General features: G+C 71.4%; 16 protein-coding genes. 6 read left to right on the top strand and 10 right to left on the bottom strand.

Translation table 11 applies throughout. The features are described from left to right. Window positions 1-238 precede the first annotated feature (238 nt). Window positions 239-904, top strand: a complete 666-nt coding sequence (locus tag AC1DYZ_RS18395; protein WP_477066563.1) for a hemerythrin domain-containing protein — start codon at window positions 239-241, stop codon at window positions 902-904. Here the strand turns inward: AC1DYZ_RS18395 and AC1DYZ_RS18400 are convergent. Beyond that, the gene (locus tag AC1DYZ_RS18400) at window positions 882-3164 is read right to left on the bottom strand and encodes an ATP-binding protein (protein ID WP_477066564.1); all 2283 of its coding nucleotides are present in this window, start codon (window positions 3162-3164) and stop codon (window positions 882-884) included. The genes AC1DYZ_RS18395 and AC1DYZ_RS18400 overlap by 23 nt on opposite strands. A gap of 159 nt (window positions 3165-3323) precedes the next feature. Here AC1DYZ_RS18400 and AC1DYZ_RS18405 point away from each other — a divergent pair, with 159 nt between their 5' ends. After that, window positions 3324-3758 carry a hypothetical protein gene (locus tag AC1DYZ_RS18405; protein ID WP_477066565.1) on the top strand — a complete coding sequence of 145 codons (435 nt, stop codon included), beginning with the start codon at window positions 3324-3326 and terminating at the stop codon, window positions 3756-3758. A gap of 204 nt (window positions 3759-3962) precedes the next feature. Here the strand turns inward: AC1DYZ_RS18405 and AC1DYZ_RS18410 are convergent, their stop codons facing one another. The 4 genes from AC1DYZ_RS18410 to AC1DYZ_RS18425 form a co-directional block, all read right to left on the bottom strand. Beyond that, a complete protein-coding gene (locus AC1DYZ_RS18410; RefSeq protein ID WP_477051512.1) occupies window positions 3963-4829 on the bottom strand; it encodes a GyrI-like domain-containing protein in 867 nt (288 codons plus the stop codon). A gap of 104 nt (window positions 4830-4933) precedes the next feature. Then, window positions 4934-6007, bottom strand: a complete 1074-nt coding sequence (gene ychF / locus AC1DYZ_RS18415; protein ID WP_477066566.1) for a redox-regulated ATPase YchF — start codon at window positions 6005-6007, stop codon at window positions 4934-4936. A 71-nt stretch (window positions 6008-6078) separates the two neighbouring features. Beyond that, complete coding sequence (locus AC1DYZ_RS18420; protein WP_477066567.1) at window positions 6079-7638, bottom strand: hypothetical protein; 1560 nt, start codon at window positions 7636-7638, stop codon at window positions 6079-6081. After that, entirely contained in the window at window positions 7614-8381 is a 768-nt protein-coding gene (locus AC1DYZ_RS18425; RefSeq protein WP_477066568.1) for an ABC transporter ATP-binding protein, read from the bottom strand. Before AC1DYZ_RS18425 ends, AC1DYZ_RS18420 begins: the two co-directional genes overlap by 25 nt. Window positions 8382-8460: 79 nt before the next feature. Between AC1DYZ_RS18425 and AC1DYZ_RS18430 the strand changes: the two genes are divergently transcribed. Then, window positions 8461-9816 carry a DNA recombination protein RmuC gene (locus tag AC1DYZ_RS18430; RefSeq protein WP_477066569.1) on the top strand — a complete coding sequence of 452 codons (1356 nt, stop codon included), beginning with the start codon at window positions 8461-8463 and terminating at the stop codon, window positions 9814-9816. A 21-nt stretch (window positions 9817-9837) separates the two neighbouring features. On the opposite strand, the gene AC1DYZ_RS18435 is transcribed toward AC1DYZ_RS18430, so the two are convergent. Beyond that, on the bottom strand, window positions 9838-10860 hold the full coding sequence (locus AC1DYZ_RS18435) for a 4-hydroxy-3-methylbut-2-enyl diphosphate reductase (protein WP_477066583.1): 1023 nt from the start codon (window positions 10858-10860) through the stop codon (window positions 9838-9840). Between the two features lie 188 nt (window positions 10861-11048). Between AC1DYZ_RS18435 and xseA the strand changes: the two genes are divergently transcribed. From xseA to AC1DYZ_RS18450, 3 genes are all read left to right on the top strand, one after another. Then, entirely contained in the window at window positions 11049-12320 is a 1272-nt protein-coding gene (gene xseA, locus AC1DYZ_RS18440; RefSeq protein ID WP_477066570.1) for an exodeoxyribonuclease VII large subunit, read from the top strand. A gap of 152 nt (window positions 12321-12472) precedes the next feature. Beyond that, window positions 12473-12748, top strand: coding sequence for an exodeoxyribonuclease VII small subunit (locus AC1DYZ_RS18445; RefSeq protein WP_477066571.1), 276 nt, complete (start codon window positions 12473-12475; stop codon window positions 12746-12748). After that, on the top strand, window positions 12748-13674 hold the full coding sequence (locus tag AC1DYZ_RS18450; RefSeq protein ID WP_477066572.1) for a carbohydrate kinase family protein: 927 nt from the start codon (window positions 12748-12750) through the stop codon (window positions 13672-13674). Before AC1DYZ_RS18445 ends, AC1DYZ_RS18450 begins: the two co-directional genes overlap by 1 nt. Before the next feature lie 116 nt (window positions 13675-13790). On the opposite strand, the gene AC1DYZ_RS18455 is transcribed toward AC1DYZ_RS18450, so the two are convergent. Genes AC1DYZ_RS18455 through AC1DYZ_RS18470 form a run of 4 tightly spaced genes read right to left on the bottom strand, consistent with a single transcriptional unit; the run spans window position 13791 to window position 18202 of the window. Then, on the bottom strand, window positions 13791-15047 hold the full coding sequence (locus AC1DYZ_RS18455; RefSeq protein ID WP_477066573.1) for an ABC transporter ATP-binding protein: 1257 nt from the start codon (window positions 15045-15047) through the stop codon (window positions 13791-13793). Window positions 15048-15084: 37 nt separating this feature from the next. After that, window positions 15085-15933 carry a carbohydrate ABC transporter permease gene (locus tag AC1DYZ_RS18460; RefSeq protein ID WP_456823212.1) on the bottom strand — a complete coding sequence of 283 codons (849 nt, stop codon included), beginning with the start codon at window positions 15931-15933 and terminating at the stop codon, window positions 15085-15087. Further along, window positions 15933-16910 carry a carbohydrate ABC transporter permease gene (locus AC1DYZ_RS18465; protein WP_477066574.1) on the bottom strand — a complete coding sequence of 326 codons (978 nt, stop codon included), beginning with the start codon at window positions 16908-16910 and terminating at the stop codon, window positions 15933-15935. The genes AC1DYZ_RS18460 and AC1DYZ_RS18465 overlap by 1 nt, the downstream gene beginning before the upstream one ends. Further along, on the bottom strand, window positions 16907-18202 hold the full coding sequence (locus AC1DYZ_RS18470; protein WP_477066575.1) for a sugar ABC transporter substrate-binding protein: 1296 nt from the start codon (window positions 18200-18202) through the stop codon (window positions 16907-16909). The genes AC1DYZ_RS18465 and AC1DYZ_RS18470 overlap by 4 nt, the downstream gene beginning before the upstream one ends. Between the last annotated feature and the right edge of the window lie 32 nt (window positions 18203-18234).

Below are 18234 nucleotides of genomic sequence, written 5' to 3' on the forward strand. Positions count from 1 at the left end.
CGGGGCAAACCGGTTCAGCCCGTGCGGCAGGTTGCGGCAGACGGCTGCGGGTCCATCGACCGTGAGCTCGGCCGATCAGTTCGCGTGGTCCCGCTCGAGGGTGATCAGCCCCGCCCGAAATGACGTCTCCACGGGTGGGCGTTCGGGCCCGAGTGTGGGGTCGACGTGGGAGTGCCGTGGCTGGTCCGGTCACTGAGAGGGCCGCGATTCTCGGTGTACCGACCGAGAGGAGCACTTGATGTCCACCACGATCCCCGCCGGCCCCCTGGCCGATGTCCGCGACATGTACGTCGTCCACCGCGCGTTCCGCCGCGAGTTCGGGCTGCTGCCCGACCTGATCCGCGACGTCATCTCCGGCGACGTCGCGCGCGCCGAGGTCGTCGCCTCCCACCTCGACCTCGTCCTTGCGGGCCTGCACATGCACCACACCGGCGAGGACGTGGTCTTGTGGCCGCTGCTCCTCGAGCGAGCTGCGCCGTCAGCCGACCTGATCGCGACGATGGAGGTGCAGCACCACGCCGTGGACGAGTACGCCGACCAGATCGCTCCCCTCAGCGCAGACTGGCGCACGACGGCGTCGGCCGTCCGCGGCGAGCAGCTCGCGCGGCTCGTCGAGGACTTCCGTGCGGCGCTCCTCGAGCACCTTGACCTGGAGGAACGCGCGATCCTCCCCGTCGCAGCACGCCACGTCACCGCGAAGGAGTGGGACTCCATGGGCGACCACGGCGTCGAGGTGATGACCCGGAGCCAGCTTCCCCTGATGTTCGGAGCGGTCCTCGAGGAGGCGGACGACGACGAGCGGTCGATGATGCTCGGAAAGCTGCCTGTCCCGGTCCGGGTGCTCCTCGCCACCCTCGGCCGGTGGCAGTACCGCCGCTACGTCAGCCGCGTGCGCGGCGGCTGAGCTCGCGCGCCAGCTCGACGACGTCGGACCCGGTGGTGTCCCTTCCCGCGTCCCAGGCGGGACGGAACCGCACCTCGCCCAGCACCTCGCGCGCACGGGCCAGGTCGCGGTGCGCCAGCGCCTGCGACGCCGGGAAACCGGTGTCCACCGCGTGGTCCGCGGACCACGACGCGGCGGCACCGAACAGCGTCGCCCCCAGCTCGGGGTCCCCCGACCTGACGGCCACGCTCGCGAGCGCCGGAAGCGTGTAGGCGAACGTCCAGCTGATCCGGGCGGTCATGGAGATCTCGGCCGACTCGGCCAGCAGTCGTGCGGTCTCGCCGTGCTCGTCGCGGAGCTGGGTCAGCGTGGCGCGCAGATTGAGCACCGTCGCCAGCGTGAACGGGTTCCCCAGCCTGCGAGCGCCATGCTCGCAGCCCAGGAGGAGCTGCTCCGACGCAGGCAGTGCGCCGGCCAGCAGCGCGACCTGGGCGTCGGCTATCCGGCAGTGCAGCACGGCCCACGTCTCGTCGTTGTCGGCGACCCTCGTGCGCACCACGGCCAGGCGCGCCGACGCTTCGCCGAGGTCACCGGCGAACAATGCTCCCGACCCCGCGAGCGCGGCGGCCTCGGCGAGCAGGCCGGGATCGTCAAGCCGTTGCGCGAGGGCGAGTGCGGCGTCGGCATCGGCACGCAGGGCCGGGATCTCACCGCCCACGTAGCTCATCCCGGCCGCGGCGACCAGCAGTCGGGCCTTCGCCTCGTCGGTCATCGGCCTGCCGCGGAGCAGGCCCACCAGCGCCAGGCCTTCCTGCCCGACACCGCGCAGCGCCAGGAACGGCCACAGCCTCCAGATCGCCTCGGCCGCGTCGTCCAGGCGCCCGGCGTCGATCACGTGCAGCAGGCCCACCCGGAGCGTGGGCAGGTCGGCCTCGGCGAGGTCGAGGCCGGCCACCAGTGCTGGTCCTCGAAGATCCGGCTCCAGGTCTCGGCCGAGCGCGAGCACCGAGTCGGCCAGGCGCGCCGTCGCGACCGCGCGATCGGCCTCGGCGAGCCGAAGCGCGGCGTACTGACGAACTGGGGTGAGCAGCCGGAATCGCTCGGTGCCCTGCACGTCGGCGCCGCGGCTGACCAGCGAGTGGTCGAGCAGCACACGCAGGTCGCGCAGCACGTCCTGGCCCGCGACCGCCTCGGCCCCGCCCAGCGAGAAGGTGCCCGGGAACACCGCGAGCCTCGCCAGCAGCGCTCGCTCGGGCTCGCCGAGCAGGTCGTAGCTCCAGTCGAGCGTCGCCGCCATCGACCGCTGACGCTCAGGGAGGTCGCGCGGACCGTCGATGAGCGCGCTGTCGAGCCGGACCAGCAGCTCCGCCGGGCGCAGGAGTGCGGTCGCGGCGGCCGCGAGCTCGACCGCGAGTGGGAGGCCGTCGAGCCGCCGGCAGATCTCGGCGACTGCCTCGTCCTCGTCGGCGGTTCGCGTCAACCGCCCGCCCGCCGCCTCGGCGCGCTCGCGGAACAGCCGCACGCACGCGCCGTGGTCGAGCGGCTCGACGCGGAGGGTGCGCTCGGCCCGGATCCGCAGCGGAGCCCGGCTCGTTCCGAGGATCACCAGGCCCGGGCAGTGCGCCGACAGCTCGGCGATCGACGGCGCCGACGCGAGGACCTGTTCGAGGTTGTCGAGCAGCAGCAGCATCCGCCGACCGGCGAGGAAGGGCGCCAGGCCGGCGACGGTCCCTCGGTGCCCGGCCTCGGGAACCCCCAGCGCTGCCGCGATCGTCGGGACGACCACCTGGGGCTCRGTGATGCCGGCCAGCTCGACGAGCGTCACGCCCCCGGGGAACGCATGCGACGCCGCTCGGGCCGCCGCGAGCGCGAGCGTGGACTTCCCCACGCCTCCCGGACCTGTCAGCGTCACCACCCGGGTCGCTGCTTCGGCCAGCAGCGCCGTGAGGCTCTCGAGCACGGTGGACCTGCCGACCAGGTCGACCGTCGAGCTCGGCAGAGCCTTCGATGCAGCGGCGTCCGGGTGGGGAGCCGACGACGGACCGACGACGGAACGGGTCCGGCCCGGGACGGCGCCCACAAGGCGAGCCCGCTGGCCCTCGTCCAGAGCCAGCGCGTCCGCGAGCGCGCGGACGGTGTGCGGATAGGGACGGCGACGCTCGCCGCGCTCCAGCGCACCGACGGCCTTCACCGTGATGCCGGCCTTGTCGGCCAGCTCGTCCTGGGTCAGGGAGCGCTCGTCACGAAAGGCCCGCAGCAGTGTCGCGAAGCTGTCACCCACCGAACGGACGGTAGTCGCCCCGCGGGCGTGGACGTGGCTCAACTGTGGTCGTGCTGTGGGTGTCGGGTCCGCAGCCGCCTCTGGAGGCTGGTACCTGACCACGCCGGCCCGGTCTGGGTCGACGACCACCACCCGAGCTCCACACCATCGGAGGAAGACATGTCCACCACCAGCGCCCAGACCCGCACCACTGCTCACGCGATCGATCCGGCGGGCCGCACCCGCTACGGCGTGGCGGTGCCGACCCTGCTCGTCGCAGCCTTCAGCCTGTCCGTGATCCACACGGTCTACGCGGGGCTCTCCGGGCTGGAGGATCCGGACTTCACCGTGACCAGCCCGCTCACCTGGGTGTTCTACCTGGTCGCGTTCGGGGTCACCGCTCTCGCCCGTCTCGACTCCCGCGCCGCGCAGATCACCGTGCTCGGCTATCTCGTCGTGATCCTCGGGGTGTCGGTCTTCTACTACCCGACGACCTTCACGCTCGAGCAGCAGACCACCTTCGGATGGCTGGAGAACGACGTGTACACCGGGTTACTGCTGACCTCGCTGATCCTCTCCGTGCTGCGGCTGCGTCGCCGAGCCCTCGTGCCGTGAAGCTCGCCCGAGGGCACGCGCATGCCGACGGCGCACGCGCGGCGACGCCAACCCACGCGACGAGGCTGGCCCGGTGGCGACGTTCTTTCGTCTCCGCGCCGACTACACGTTGAAGCGGAACTCCACCACGTTCCGTACCGGAACAACGTGTGAAACGGAGGCGGACCGGGCCCAGGGACTCCCGAGCCCGGTCCGGCCGCTCACTCAGGCCCGCTCGACCGGGAACCAGAGCTCACACGTCGCGGTACTGAAGTCGGGCGCGCGGTCGAGTACGGAGACGATCGACGGACCAGGGCGCAGCCGCCACGGGTTGGAGGGGAACCACTCTGTCGCAGACGCCGCGTACGCCTCCTGGAGGGCCGCCGGGTGCGAACCGGAAGTGCGGAAGACCACCCACGCTCCGGCGTCGACGTCGATCACGTCGAGGTCATCGGGAGTCTGGGCGTCCACGTCAACTGCCACGCCGTGCAGATATGTCAGTTCGCTGCCCTCAGTCGCGTCCGGTTCGACATCAGCACTGACCTGCAGCAGCCCCGACGGCTCGGTGCCGCCGAGCTGCTTGAGGCGCTCATGCTCGGAGACGGGCAGCGAAGCGACGTGCCGCTGAATGTGTGGGTTGACACCCTCGTAGACCAGCGGCACGCGAGCGGCGTGGCCGATCAGACGGAAGGCGGGGCGTTCGATGATGCGGGCATCCATAGGGTGCGTCCCTTCGACGGTCAGGCGGAACCTGAGCTGCGGTTGACTACGAAGGGGGCCTCCATCACGGCGGACGTCGCCATGACTTGCGCCGTGCACGGCACGGAATGCTCGCCCGAATGCCTCGGTCGAGCCGTATCCGTACCGCACGGCGATCGTGAGCAGATCCTCGTCCCCGATCACGTCAGCCGCGGCGACAGTCATACGCCGCCGCCGCACGTAGTCGGACACCGGCATGCCCGCCAAGGACGAGAACATGCGACGCGCGTGATAGCCCGTCGTTCCCATCGATGCCGCGAGGTCATCGACGTCGAGGTCGTCGCCGAGGCGCTGCTCGATCTCGTCGACGAGCCGGTTGAGGATCTCGATCATCGCCGCTCCCTTCGCCTCCCACTCTCATCGACGCAGAGGGGGCTCCGCCCGACTTCTCCGGTTCGGTTCTGTCGGGTGAACAGCGCAGCTCAGGGAGGACGCGATCACACGTTGAAGCGGAACTCCACCACGTCGCCGTCGGCCATGACGTAGTCCTTGCCCTCGATGCGGGCCTTGCCGGCAGCGCGGGCGGCGGCGACGGAACCGGCGGCCACAAGGTCGTCGAACGAGATGACCTCGGCCTTGATGAAGCCCTTCTGGAAGTCCGTGTGGATCACGCCGGCCGCCTGGGGGGCGGTCCAGCCCTGGTGGATCGTCCAGGCGCGCGACTCCTTGGGGCCGGCGGTCAGGTAGGACTGCAGGCCGAGGGTGTGGAAGCCGACGCGGGCCAGCTGGTCGAGCCCGGCCTCCTCCTGCCCGTTGTCGGCGAGCATCTCTCGGGCCTCGTCGGGCTCGAGCTCGACCAGCTCGGACTCGAACTTGGCGTCGAGGAAGATTGCGTCGGCGGGTGCCACCAGGGCACGCAGCTCGTCCTGCATCGCGGTGTCCGCCAGACCGGCGTCGTCGGTGTTGAACACGTAGATGAACGGCTTGCTCGTCATGAGCTGCAGCTCGTCGAGGTGCTCGATCTTCTTGCCGGTCTGCGACAGCGTCTTGCCCGTCTCGAGGATCGCCTGCGCCTCCTGCGCCGCCGCCAGCAGGCCCGCGTCGGCCTTCTTGGCGCGGACCTCCTTCTCGAGGCGCGGGATCGCCTTCTCGAGGGTCTGGAGGTCCGCGAGGATCAGCTCGGTGGCGATGATCTCGATGTCGTCCTTGGGGTTCACCGCGCCGGAGACGTGCACGACGTCCGGGTCGGCGAACGCACGCGTGACCTGGCAGATGGCGTCAGCCTCGCGGATGTTGGCGAGGAACTTGTTGCCCAGGCCCTCCCCCTCGCTGGCGCCCTTGACGATGCCGGCGATGTCGACGAACGACACCGTCGCGGGCAGGATGCGCTCGGAGCCGAACAGCTCGGCGAGCTTGTCCAGCCGGGGGTCGGGCAGCGGGACGACGCCGACGTTGGGCTCGATCGTCGCGAACGGGTAGTTCGCCGCGAGGACCTGCGCGCGGGTCAGCGCGTTGAAGAGGGTGGACTTGCCGACGTTGGGCAGGCCGACGATGCCGATGGTGAGTGCCACGACGAAGGAGTCTAGGCCGCGCGGGCGCCCGCCCCCTCCCGACGACTCAGCCCGCGCTCTCCGCGCGGCGGTCAGGCGAACGCGACGATGCGTCGCAGGAGGTCCGGCGCGGTGCGGTCGAGCGTGCGCCCGCCGATGCGGGCGCCGATGGTGAGCAGGACCGATCCGAGCACGACGCCGACCAGCAGGGTCACCCAGCCCAGGGGCACGGATCCCCACCCGACGGCCGCCACCGCGAGCACGATCTCCGGTAGGCACAGGGTCATGACGGCCAGCCAGCCGCAGAGCTGCGAGATCAGGGCCGACATGGACGCTCCCTGCCGGCTCTGGAACGGGTTCTCACCGGGCATCTGGACGGGGTAGACGACGAGTGCGGAGACGATGCTCGACCCGCCGAGCGCCGTCAGCAGCACGCCGAACGACACCCCGAGCAAGGCCGGGATCATGGCGCTCTTGCCCGTGACCACGGCCGACGCCACGGCGAGCACCACCACGGCGGGCACCGCGATCGTGGCGGCGGCGAGGACGCGCCCGAGCCGGTCGGCGACCCCGCGCAGCGGCGAGGCGACGTGGGTCCAGAAGGCCGTCCCGTCGTAGGCGACGTCGGCGGAGATGCCCCAGCCCATGAGGTAGCCCGCGATCGGGCCGATGAGCAGGACAAGGCCGCCACCCGGGTTCACGACGTAGAACACGACCGCGAGCACGGGCACGATGGCGACCGCGATCGCGTAGCGCGGGTCCCGCGCCCAGTACGTGAGGCACCGCGCGGTGACGGCTCCCAGCGCTGTCGCCGGCAGGCGGTCGAACCAGCCGAGACCGTGGCCCCGGGTCGAGACCGACTGGTGCGGCGGGTTGACCAGCGCGTGGGCCATGGCCCGGTCCCAGACGACCGCGACGACGACGAGCGTGCCGACGGCGATCGCGAAGTGCGCGGCGGCGAGGGACCAGTGGCCGTCGGCGACGTCGGCGGGGACCGCCCACACGGCGCCGAGCGGGGTCCAGGACAGCACGTCGGCCACCTGTTGGACCGTCTGCTGCGTGATCGTCGTGCCGGAGAAGAACCGGCCCAGCACGGGGCCGACGAGGATGAACGGCAGGAGGACGACGGCTGCCATGACCTCGCGGAAACGCCGGCCGCTCAGCACGCCCGAGGCGGCCGACGTCGTCGCGCGCGCGCCGACCACGCACGTGGCCAGCGCGAGCACCGCGCAGACGAGCCCGGCGACCAGGGCGGCCGGCGTCCGCCACCACACCCCCGCCATCGAGAGCACCGACAGTGTCGTCACGACCCCGGGGATGCCGAGCACGCCCGCGAGCGCCAGACCCGTGAGCAGCGAGCGTCGCGGGATGGCGAAGGTGACGAACCGCGCGGGGTCGATCGTCGCGTCCAGTCCGAAGGCGATGAGCGGCACCACCCACCAGCCGAGCACCAGCACCGACCCGAGCAGGACCGTCACCAGCCCGCGGATGTCGGGCTCCTGGACGCTCAGCACGGCCATCGACCCCACGACGAGGGCAACGGCGAACAGACCGTAGAGCACGCCGACGACGAGCCCCACGATCTGCCAGGCGCTGCGCCGCAGGCCGTTGCGCAGCAGCGTCAGCTTCAGGCGGACGAGGTGCGCAACCACGCCAGCCCCTCCCCGGTCACCCGGCCACCGACCAGGTCGACGAAGCGGTCCTCCAGGCTGCCGTCGCCGCGGACCTCGTCGACGGTGCCCGCCGCGAGCACGTGCCCGGCCGCGATGACCGCCACGTGGTCGCACATCCGCTGGACCAGGTCCATGACGTGCGAGGACACGATGACGGTGCCGCCGGAGCGGACGTAGGAGGCGAGGATGTCGCGGATGTTCGCCGCGGAGACGGGGTCCACGGCCTCGAATGGCTCGTCGAGCACCAGCAGGCGCGGCGCATGCACCAGCGCGCACGCCAGCGCGACCTTCTTGGTCATGCCCGCGGAGTACTCGACGACCAGCTTCGTGGCGTCCGCCGTGAGGTCGAGCGCGGCCAGCAGGTCGGTCGCGCGCTCGGCGACCGTCGCGCGGTCGAGGCCCTGGAGCAGGCCCGCGTACGTGATCAGCTGCTCGCCCGTCAGCCGGTCGAAGAGCCGGACGCCGTCGGGCAGGACACCGAGCATCGCCTTGACCTCGACGGGCGCCGCCCACAGGTCGTGGCCGTGCACCAGGACGGTGCCGAAGTCGGGCTGCAGCAGGCCCGTCGCCATCGACAAGGTCGTCGTCTTGCCCGCGCCGTTGGGGCCGACGAGGCCGTAGAACGACCCGGCCGGCACGACAAGGTCGATCCCGGAGACAGCGATCTTGTCCCCGAACTTGCGCCAGAGGCCACGCAGCTCCAGGGCGGGTGGGGTCGACATCGGACCACACTAGGCGGCGACACGCGGCGGCAGGGCCTGTTTCGAGCGGGGTGTCAGAGGTACCTGGGAGCGTTCGGGCATGGACACCGGACTGCTGCTGGGACTCGCGATCGGCGCCGTCGTCGGCGTGCTCCTCGGCTGGATGCTCGCGTCCGCCCKGCTGCGCGCCGCCGACCTCGAGGCCGCCCGGGCGACGGCGCTGCTCGAGGCGGAGCGGCACGGGACGCAGGCGCGGCTGGCGGACTCCGACCGCCTGGCCGACCAGTTCCGCTCGCTGGCGGCGGACGCGTTGGCGACGAGCTCCGACCAGTTCCTCGCACTCGCGCACCAACGGTTCGCCGCCGACCACCAGACGCAGGTCGGCGAGCTCACGCAGCGCGAGCAGGCCGTCCGGGCCATGGTCGAGCCGCTGTCTCGCACGCTCGACCAGGTCCGCCGCGAGCTGTCGACGGCCGAGCAGGCGCGCGCCGCCGGGCAGGCCGCGCTCGGCGAGCAGGTCCGCGCGATGCAGCAGGCCTCCGAGCACCTCCGGGGCGAGACCGCCCAGCTGGTCACCGCGCTGCGCTCCTCGCAGGTGCGCGGCAAGTGGGGTGAGCTGCAGCTCAAGCGGGTGGTCGAGGCGGCGGGGATGCTCGCGCACGTCGACTTCGTCGAGCAGGAGCAGGTGCGTACCGACGACGGGCTCCTGCGTCCGGACATGGTGATCAAGCTGGCCGGCGGCAAGAACGTCGTGGTCGACGCCAAGGTCGCGTTCCTCGGGTTCCTCGACGCCGCGCAGGCGACCGACGAGCGGGTGCGCACGGAGCGGCTCGCCGCCCACGCGCGGCACGTCCGGGCGCACGTCGACGATCTGGCGGCGAAGCGCTACTGGGACCAGTTCGCGCCGGCCCCGGAGTTCGTCGTGATGTTCGTGCCCGCCGAGTCGTTCCTGCACGCGGCCGCCGAGCAGGACCCGCTCCTGATCGAGTACGCGTTCGAGCGCAACGTCGTCATCGCCACCCCGACCACGCTGCTGGCCCTGCTCCGGACCATCTCCTACGCGTGGCGGCAGGACGCGCTGGCCAGCAACGCCCAGGCGGTCCTCTCCCTGGGTAAGGAGCTGCACGGTCGGCTGGCGACCATGGGGTCGCACCTGGCCAAGCTCGGCCGGGCCATCGACTCGGCGGCCGGCGCGTACAACCAGACCGTGTCGTCGCTCGAGACGCGCGTGCTGGTGAGCGCCCGCCGGTTCGCCGACCTGCACGTCGTGGACGCGGACCTCCCGACGCCCGACCCCGTGAACCCGCAGCTGTCCGCCGTCAGTGCGCCCGAGCTGGTGGCGTCGGCGGAGGACCAGATCGTGATGTTCGACGGGCGCGCCGAGCGCGACGAGCGAGCGCTGCGTGCGGAGGGCGTCGTGCCGCGGACGAACGACAGCGACGCGTCGAGCGCGTGACGTGTGCCGCGTGGGGCCCGCCTACGCGGGCTGAACGTCCAGCGACCGTCGGCCGTCGCGACGCGGGACCTCCGGAGCCTTGCCGGCGGCCTTGAGGTCGGCGCGGAGCTCGCGCGGCAGCGAGAACATGAGGTCCTCGGTCGCAGTGCGCACCTCCTCGACATCCCCGAAGCCGTGCTGGGCGAGCAGGGCGAGGACGTCGCGGACCAGGATCTCGGGCACCGAGGCGCCCGAGGTGACCCCGACGGTGGTGACGCCATCGAGCCACGCGACGTCGATCTCGGACGCCTGGTCCACCCGGTAGGACGCCCGCGCGCCGGCATCGAGGGCGACCTCGACCAGCCGCACGGAGTTCGACGAGTTGGCGGAGCCGACCGTGATGACCAGGTCGCACTCGGGCGCCAGCTTCTTCACCGCGACCTGGCGGTTCTGCGTGGCGTAACAGATGTCGTCGCTGGGCGGGTCCTGCAGGTTCGGGAACCGCTCGCGCAGGCGGCGGACCGTGTCCATCGTCTCGTCGACCGAGAGCGTGGTCTGCGAGATCCAGATGAGCTTGTCGGGGTCACGGACGACAACGTCGGCCACGGCGTCCGGCGAGTTGACCACCTGGATGTGGTCGGGGGCCTCCCCGTAGGTGCCCTCGACCTCCTCGTGCCCGTCGTGACCGATGAGGAGAATGTCGTAGTCCTCCGAGGCGAACCGCACGGCCTCCTTGTGCACCTTGGTCACCAGGGGGCAGGTCGCGTCGATCGTCTGCAGCGACCGCGCCGCCGCCTGCGCGTGGACGGCCGGGGAGACGCCGTGCGCGGAGAACACCACGCGCGCGCCCTCGGGCACCTCGTCGGTCTCGTTGACGAACACGGCGCCGCGGGCCGCCAGCGTCTCGACGACGTACTTGTTGTGCACGATCTCCTTGCGCACGTACACCGGGGCGCCATAGTGCTCGAGTGCCTTCTCGACGGCGATCACCGCGCGGTCGACGCCGGCGCAGTACCCGCGCGGTGCGGCGAGCAGGACGCGCTTGCCGGCGACGGCGGCAGGCACGTCGCCGGGGTGCTGACCGTCGGGGTGCTGGCCGTCGGGCGTCGAAGAAGTCACGCTCCGGAGTCTAGTTCGGCGTGTCCGACGGGCCCTCCGTAACGGGCGCCGGCGGCTGTGACCTGCACCCGACCCGCACGGGGTGCACACGAGCGCGAGCTGGCGACGCGCCCGGCGACCGCGCTGTCGGCGGGATGAGGCAGGCTGGGCGCGTGAGCACCGGTCCCATCACCAGCCCGCCGGCGGCCGGTCCCCCGCCGCTGCGCGCGGCGGACACGACGCCCGACCGCCCGTGGCCCGTCCGGCACCTGGCGCCCAAGATCGCCGACTACATCGCCAAGATGCCGCCGGTGTGGGTCGAGGGCCAGGTGCTCAACCTGAAGAAGTGGAACACCCTCTACTTCCTCACGTTGCGCGACACGGACCTCGACATGTCGCTGTCGGTGACGGCGCCGGCCTCGGCGATCGGCCCGCTGGCGGACAAGCTCGCGGACGGCGCTCACCTCGTGGTGCACGCCCGGCCCCAGTTCCACGCCAAGAAGGGCACGCTGTCGTTCTCGGCCGACGACGTCCGGCTGGTCGGCCTGGGCGAGCTGCTGGCCCGCATCGAGCACCTCAAGGGCATCCTCGGGGCCGAAGGGCTGTTCGAGCTGTCGCGGAAGCGTCCACTGCCGTTCCTGCCGTCGAGGGTGGGGCTGATCGTGGCGCAGCAGGGCGACGCCGAGCACGACGTGGTGTCCAACGCCCGCGCTCGCTGGTCGGCCGTGGAGTTCGAGATCCGCCGGGTGACCGTGCAGGGACCACGCGCGGTGCCCGAGGTCAGTGCCGCGATCGTGGAGCTGGACCGCGACCCCCGCGTCGAGGTGATCGTGGTCGCGCGCGGCGGAGGCTCGTTCGAGGACCTCCTGCCGTTCAGCAACGAGTCCCTGGTCCGGGTGGCCGCCGCCTGCCGCACCCCGCTGGTCAGCGCGATCGGCCACCACCTCGACACCCCGCTGCTCGACCTCGTGGCGGACCTGCGCGCGTCGACGCCCACGGACGCGGCCAAGCGGATCGTGCCCGACGTCAGCGAGGAGCGCGCCCGCGTCACGCAGGCCCGCCTGCGGGCCCGGGCAGCGCTGACGGCGCGGCTGACCCGGGAGCAGACCGGCCTGGACCACTGGCGCAGCCGGCCCGTGCTGGCCAACCCGACGACGCTGGTGGACCTGCACGAGCACCGGGTGGCGGCCCTGCGCGACAGCGCGCGCCGCTCGCTGCACACCGCGCTCGTGCACGGCCGGGCGGAGGTGGCKGGCCTCGCGGCGCAGGTCAGGGCGTTGTCGCCGGCCGCCACGCTCGACCGCGGGTACGCGGTCGTCCAGCGCGCCGACGGGCACGTGCTGCGGGACCCGGTCGAGGTGGCCGACGGTGACCCCTTGCGCATCCGGGTTGCCCGCGGCGAGGTCGCGGCGCGCGTCACGACCTGACGGCCACGCCTCGCGACGACGGCACGTGTGCGCCTCCGCGTGATCCCCACCGCCCAGGTCACCGCGTGCGCCCCGCCTGACAGGGACGGCCCGCGTCTCGGTGAGCGGTTTGGCGGCGCGGCGGTGTGGGCTGGTCCTGGTTGACTGTCCTCGTGCCGAAGCCGTCCACCTCGCCCGCCGCCCAGCCGTCCGACGCGAACGCCGATGTCCGTGAGCTCGGCTACGAGCAGGCTCGAGACGAGCTGGTCGCGGTCGTGGCCCGGCTCGAGGCCGGCGCCGCGACGCTCGAGGAGTCGCTCACCCTCTGGGAGCGCGGCGAGGCGCTCGCCGCGCGGTGCCAGGAGTGGCTCGACGGGGCACGCGAGCGGCTCAGTGCGGTGCGTGACACCCCAGTGGGTGCCACCGCCACGGACGACGAGGAGTCCTGATGAGCACGACGGACCGGGCGCTCGTCGTCGGCGAGGCGCTGATCGACGTCGTCGCCAGACCGGACGGCACCCGTGCGCAGCACCCCGGCGGCAGCCCCGCGAACGTGGCACTCGGGCTCGGCCGGCTCGGCCGGCACGTGGACCTGCTCACCTGGCTGGGTCACGACGCCGACGGCGACCTGGTCCGGCAGCACCTGCGCGGGTCCGGCGTCCACGTCCTGGAGGGCAACCGGTCGGCGCGGCGCACGCCGCTCGCCACCGCGCACATCGACGCCGACGGGTCCGCCTCCTACGAGTTCGACCTCGAGTGGGACCTGCCCGACACGTGGGACGAGGAACCCGGGGACCCGCTCGTCGTGCACACGGGATCGATCGCGACCGTGCTGCAGCCCGGTGGAACCGCCGTCGCCGCGATCCTCGCCCGGCGGCGCGCCACGTCCACCATCACGTACGACCCGAACCTGCGGCCAGTCCTCATGGGGTCGCCCGCGCACGCGCTGCCCGTGGTCGACGCGCTCGTGCGGCTGGCGGACGTGGTCAAGGTCAGCGACGAGGACCTCGCCTGGCTGCACCCCGGCGTCGCGCCGGCGGAGATCGCCGAGGAGTGGAGCAGGTCGGGGCCGTCGCTCGTCGTCGTGACGCACGGCGGCGACGGGGCGTTCGCGAGCACGTCGGCGGGCGCCCGGCTGTCGGTCGCGGCGCCGACGGTGCAGGTGGCGGACACGGTCGGCGCGGGCGACTCGTTCATGGGCGGCCTGATCGACGGGCTCTGGTCCGCCGGGCTGCTCGGGGCGGACCGTCGGCAGGCGCTCGCCGACGTCGACTCGGCGACCGTCGAGGCCGTGCTAGAGCGCTGCGCCCGGATCGCCGCGATCACCGTCTCGCGACCGGGCGCCAACCCGCCGAGCTCGGCGGAGCTTGCCTGACCGACGATCCCGTCGGGATCAGCAGCCTCGGCGCGCTCGAGTCGAACCCACCCCGCGAGCGTGCGGAAGACGCACGAGCAGGCTCGTGCTGTAGACGGGCCCGCGCCGCGAGCGAGTCAGACGCGCGCCTTCTCCCGGGCCTGCGCCCGCTCGAGGGAGGCCTTGCGGTCGGCCTCGTTCTCACGGTCGAGCGCCTCGGCAGCCGCGCCGTCCCAAGTGAGGTTCTCGCCGCTCTCGGGGTCGAACACCATCATCCGGGCGGGGTCGAACCACAGGGTTGCGTCGCGCCCGTCCCGGATCTTGGTCTCCGACGGGAGCGCGACGATCAGCTGCGTGCGCAGGCCCTCGCCGTCGAGATCGCGGTCGAGCTCCTCGAGCGTCGTCGCGACGTCCGGATTCGTGTCGAACGGGATGTAGGCGTAGAGCTCGGAGCCGAGCCACTCGGTGACGTCCACGGGCGCCGAGAAGGAGACGCCGCTGCCCTTGCGCGCGTCCTCCAGGAGGGCCTCGTCCTCGAAGTGCTCGGGGCGGATGCCGACGATCACGATCTCCTTGCCCTGCAGCTTGGGAGCCAGGTCCGCGGAGATCGGGACCTCCGCGAACGGCAGCTTCATCGTTGACCCGCTGATCTCCCCCGGCAGGAAGTTCATGGGCGGCGATCCGATGAAGCCGGCCACGAACAGATTCACCGGCTGCTCGTACAGTCCCCGCGGGCTGGCCACCTGCTGGAGCTCGCCCTTGCGCAGGACGGCCACCCGGTCGCCGAGGGTCATGGCCTCGGTCTGGTCGTGGGTGACGTAGACGGTCGTGGTGCCCAGGCGGCGCTGCATGCGCGCGATCTCGGTGCGCATCTGCCCGCGGAGCTTGGCGTCGAGGTTGGACAGGGGCTCGTCGAAGAGGAACGCCTCGGCCTCGCGGACGATCGCGCGGCCCATCGCGACGCGCTGCCGCTGACCGCCGGACAGGTTGGCGGGCTTGCGCTCCAGGTGGTCCTGCAGCTCGAGGGTCTTGGCGGCGAACTCGACCTTCTCGCGGATCTGGGCGTCGGTGAACTGCCCCTTCTGCAGGCGCAGGGGGAACGCGATGTTCTCGAAGACCGTCAGGTGCGGGTACAGGGCGTAGTTCTGGAACACCATCGCCAGGTGCCGGTCGCGCGGCGCCTTCTCGTTGACCCGCTTGCCACCGATCTCCAGGTCGCCGGCCGTGATGTCCTCGAGCCCGACGATCATCCGGAGCAGCGTGGACTTCCCGMAGCCCGACGGGCCGACGAGGATCACGAACTCGCCGTCGGCGATGTCCAGGCTCACGCCCTTCACGGCGAGGAAGCCGTCGCCGTACTGCTTGACGATGTCCTTGAGGGTGATGGCGGCCATCGGATCTCCTTCGTGGGACGGACTGCGCGCGTGGACGTCAGCCCTTGACGGCGCCCTGGGTCAGGCCGGACACGATCTGGCGTTGGAAGAGCAGGACGAGGATGACCACCGGGATGGTCACGATGATGGCCGCGGCGGAGATCGATCCCGTCGGCTCCTCGAACTGCGAGGCACCGGTGAAGAACGCCAGCGCGGCGGGCACGGGTCGGGCGCGGTCGGTCGACGTGAGCGAGATGCCGTAGACGAAGTCGTTCCAGGCGATGAAGAACGCGATCAGCGCGGTGGTGAACACACCGGGTGCGGCGAGCGGCACGATCGCCTTGCGGAAGGCCTGCCACGTGGTCGCGCCGTCCACCTGCGCGGCCTGCTCGAGCTCCCACGGGATCTGTCGGAAGAACGCCGCGAGGGTCCAGATGGAGATCGGCAACGTCAGCGACAGGTACGGGATGATCAACCCGAGCCACGTGTCGTAGAGGCCGATGTTCCGCCACAGGTTGAACAGGGGCGTGACGATCGAGATGACCGGGAAGATCGACACGCCGAGCGCGGTGAGCAGGACCAGCCGCTTGCCGGGGAAGTCGAGCCGGGCGATCGCGTAGGCCGCGAGCGTGGCGAGGACGACGGCGATGGCGGTGGCGATCAGGCAGATGCCGATCGAGTTGCGCAGCGAGGACAGGAACAGCGTCTGCGCCGACCCGCCCGGCGCGAGGATCTCCTCGTAGTTCACGGTCGACCACGTCTTCGGCCAGAACAGCCCGAGGTTCAGCTGGCTGGGCAGCTTGAAGGACGTCGCGAAGATCGACACGATCGGGAAGAGGGCGTACGTGATGACGAAGATCGTGATGAGGGCCCAGGCCCACTTGGCCCTCGTCGACAGCTGCTTCATCAGCCCGCCCCCCTCGCGCCGCCGGCCAGATCGACCTTGAACAGCTTGACCGCGACCCAGCAGATCAGGATCACGCACAGGAAGAGGAGCACGGAGATCGCCGACCCGAGGCCGATCTCGAGCCGGCCGATCGACGTCCGGTAGGCGAGCAGCGACAGCACCTCGGTGCCGTTCGCGCCGTTGGTCATGATGAACACGTTGTCGAAGATGCGGAACGCGTCGAGGGCCCGGAACAGGACCGCGACCATGATCGCGGCCTTCATGTTCGGCAGGACCACCCGCGTCAGGCGCTGCCACCACGTGGCACCGTCGACCTCCGCCGCCTCTTCCAGCTCGGTCGGCACCTGCGAGAGGCCCGCCAGCAGCAGGAGCGAGATGAACGGTGTGGTCTTCCAGATCTCCGACAAGATGATGACGAAGAGGCTGGTGCCCTGCTGGGCGAACCAGTTGAGGTCCGTGCTGATCCCGGGCACCCAGGCGAACCAGTGGTTGATGTACCCCGAGTTGATGTCGAACGCGTAGAACCACGCGAAGGCCGAGACCACGGTGATGATCCCGTACGGCACCAGGATCGCCGTGCGGAGCAGCCCGCGGAGCTGGGTGATCGCTCGGTGCATGACGAGCGCGAGCGCGAACCCGAGGAGCAGCTCGACCACCACGGTGACGACCGTGATGAACACCGTGACGCCGAGCGCCTGCCAGAACAGTGGGTCCGTCAGCACGACGGCGTAGTTGCTCAGCCCGGCCCAGCGCTTGTCGTCCGGCGCCGTGAGCCGGAAGTGGTACAGCGAGTCGAAGAAGGCCTGGAGGATCGGGTACAGCGTGACGGCCAGCATGACGACGAACGCCGGGCCGGCAAGCAGCCAGCCGAGGCGCGCCTCGGACCTCGACCGGTCGCTCCGCCCCGCCTTCGCCGCCGCGTCGCGCAGGTCCGGTGGGAGCCCGCCGGGTGTCTTCGTCTGGACCTGGCTGCTCATAGCAGCTGCTCCCCTCGCAGCACGGCGGTGATCAGGTCGGTCGACTCCTTGGGCGTAACCTCCGGCGTCACCGAGCTCGGCGGGTGCCACGTCTGCTGCAGGCCGGTGGACACCTCGTTGTAGTACGGCGTCTGCGGCCGGGGCACGGCGAGCTCGAGCGACTCCCGGATGACGTCCGCCATGGGGAAGGCTTCCTTGACGGCGGGGTCGTCGTAGGACGTCGTGTTGGACGGCGGGTTGCCGTTCGTCGCGAAGTACTGCGCCTGGTGCTCGGGGGTGACGATGCACTCCGCCGCCTGGTACGAGAGGTCGACGTACTTGCTGAAGGCCCCGATCCCGAGGTTGATCCCGCCGTAGGGGGGCGCGGTCTGCTTGTCCGCCGTCACCTGCGGGTAGAGCGCCCAGCCGATGTCGTCGAGCAGCGACTGCGGGAACGTGCCGTCCTTGACGCCAGTCTGTGTGGCGGACCAGACGAACGGCCAGTTCACCATGAACGAGCCCTTGTCCCCCTGGAAGATGGCGAGCGAGCCATTCTCGTCCTCGGTCGGGAGGGCGGGACCGCCGAGGTTCTCCTTGCCGATGGTGCCCATGATCGTCGCGGCGGCCTCGCCCGCGGGCGTCTCCAGGCCGAGCGTGATCTCGTCGGCCGGGGCCTCGGGGTTCTCGAGGATCTTGCCGCCGGCCGACGCGACGAGCGCGTTGATCCACACGGTGAGCGACTCGGCCTTGGTGCCCTGGACTCCGAGGTACTTGTCCTGGTCCTTGGACGCCTTCATGATCTGGTCCCACGTGACCGGCGTCTTCGCCGGGTCAAGGCTCGCCGCCGCGGCGACGGACTTGCGGTACCAGAGCAGCTGCGTGTTCGCCCAGAACGGCACGGTGACGAGCTTGTCCTTCCACGTCGCACCGGCCAGGGCGCCGGCGACGACGTTCTCCGTGACCTTCGACGCGACGTCGTCGGGGACCGGGGCCAGGAAGCCGGGCTCCGCCATCTCGGGAATGAAGGGCGGGTCGAGGCTCATGATGTCGATCGACGAGTCCTTGGCGGCCAGCCGGCGGGCCAGCTGCTCCCGCTGGGCGCTGGCGTCGCGCGGGAGGACCGATGTCTCGATCGAATAGGCACCCCCGGCGGCCTCGGTGCACTGCTTGGCGATCTCCGCCTGCCCGCCGGCGTCGGGATTGATGTACCAGGTCAGCACGGGAGTCCCGGACCCCGACCCGGCGCACGCAGCCAGCGGGGCGACGAGTCCCACCGCCAGCGCGACGGCAATCCCTCGCGTTCGTCGTCGCACGGCGCCACCCCCGACCCGAGGCGTCGACGCCT

The sequence above is a fragment of the Cellulomonas sp. P1_C4 genome (assembly GCF_056406355.1).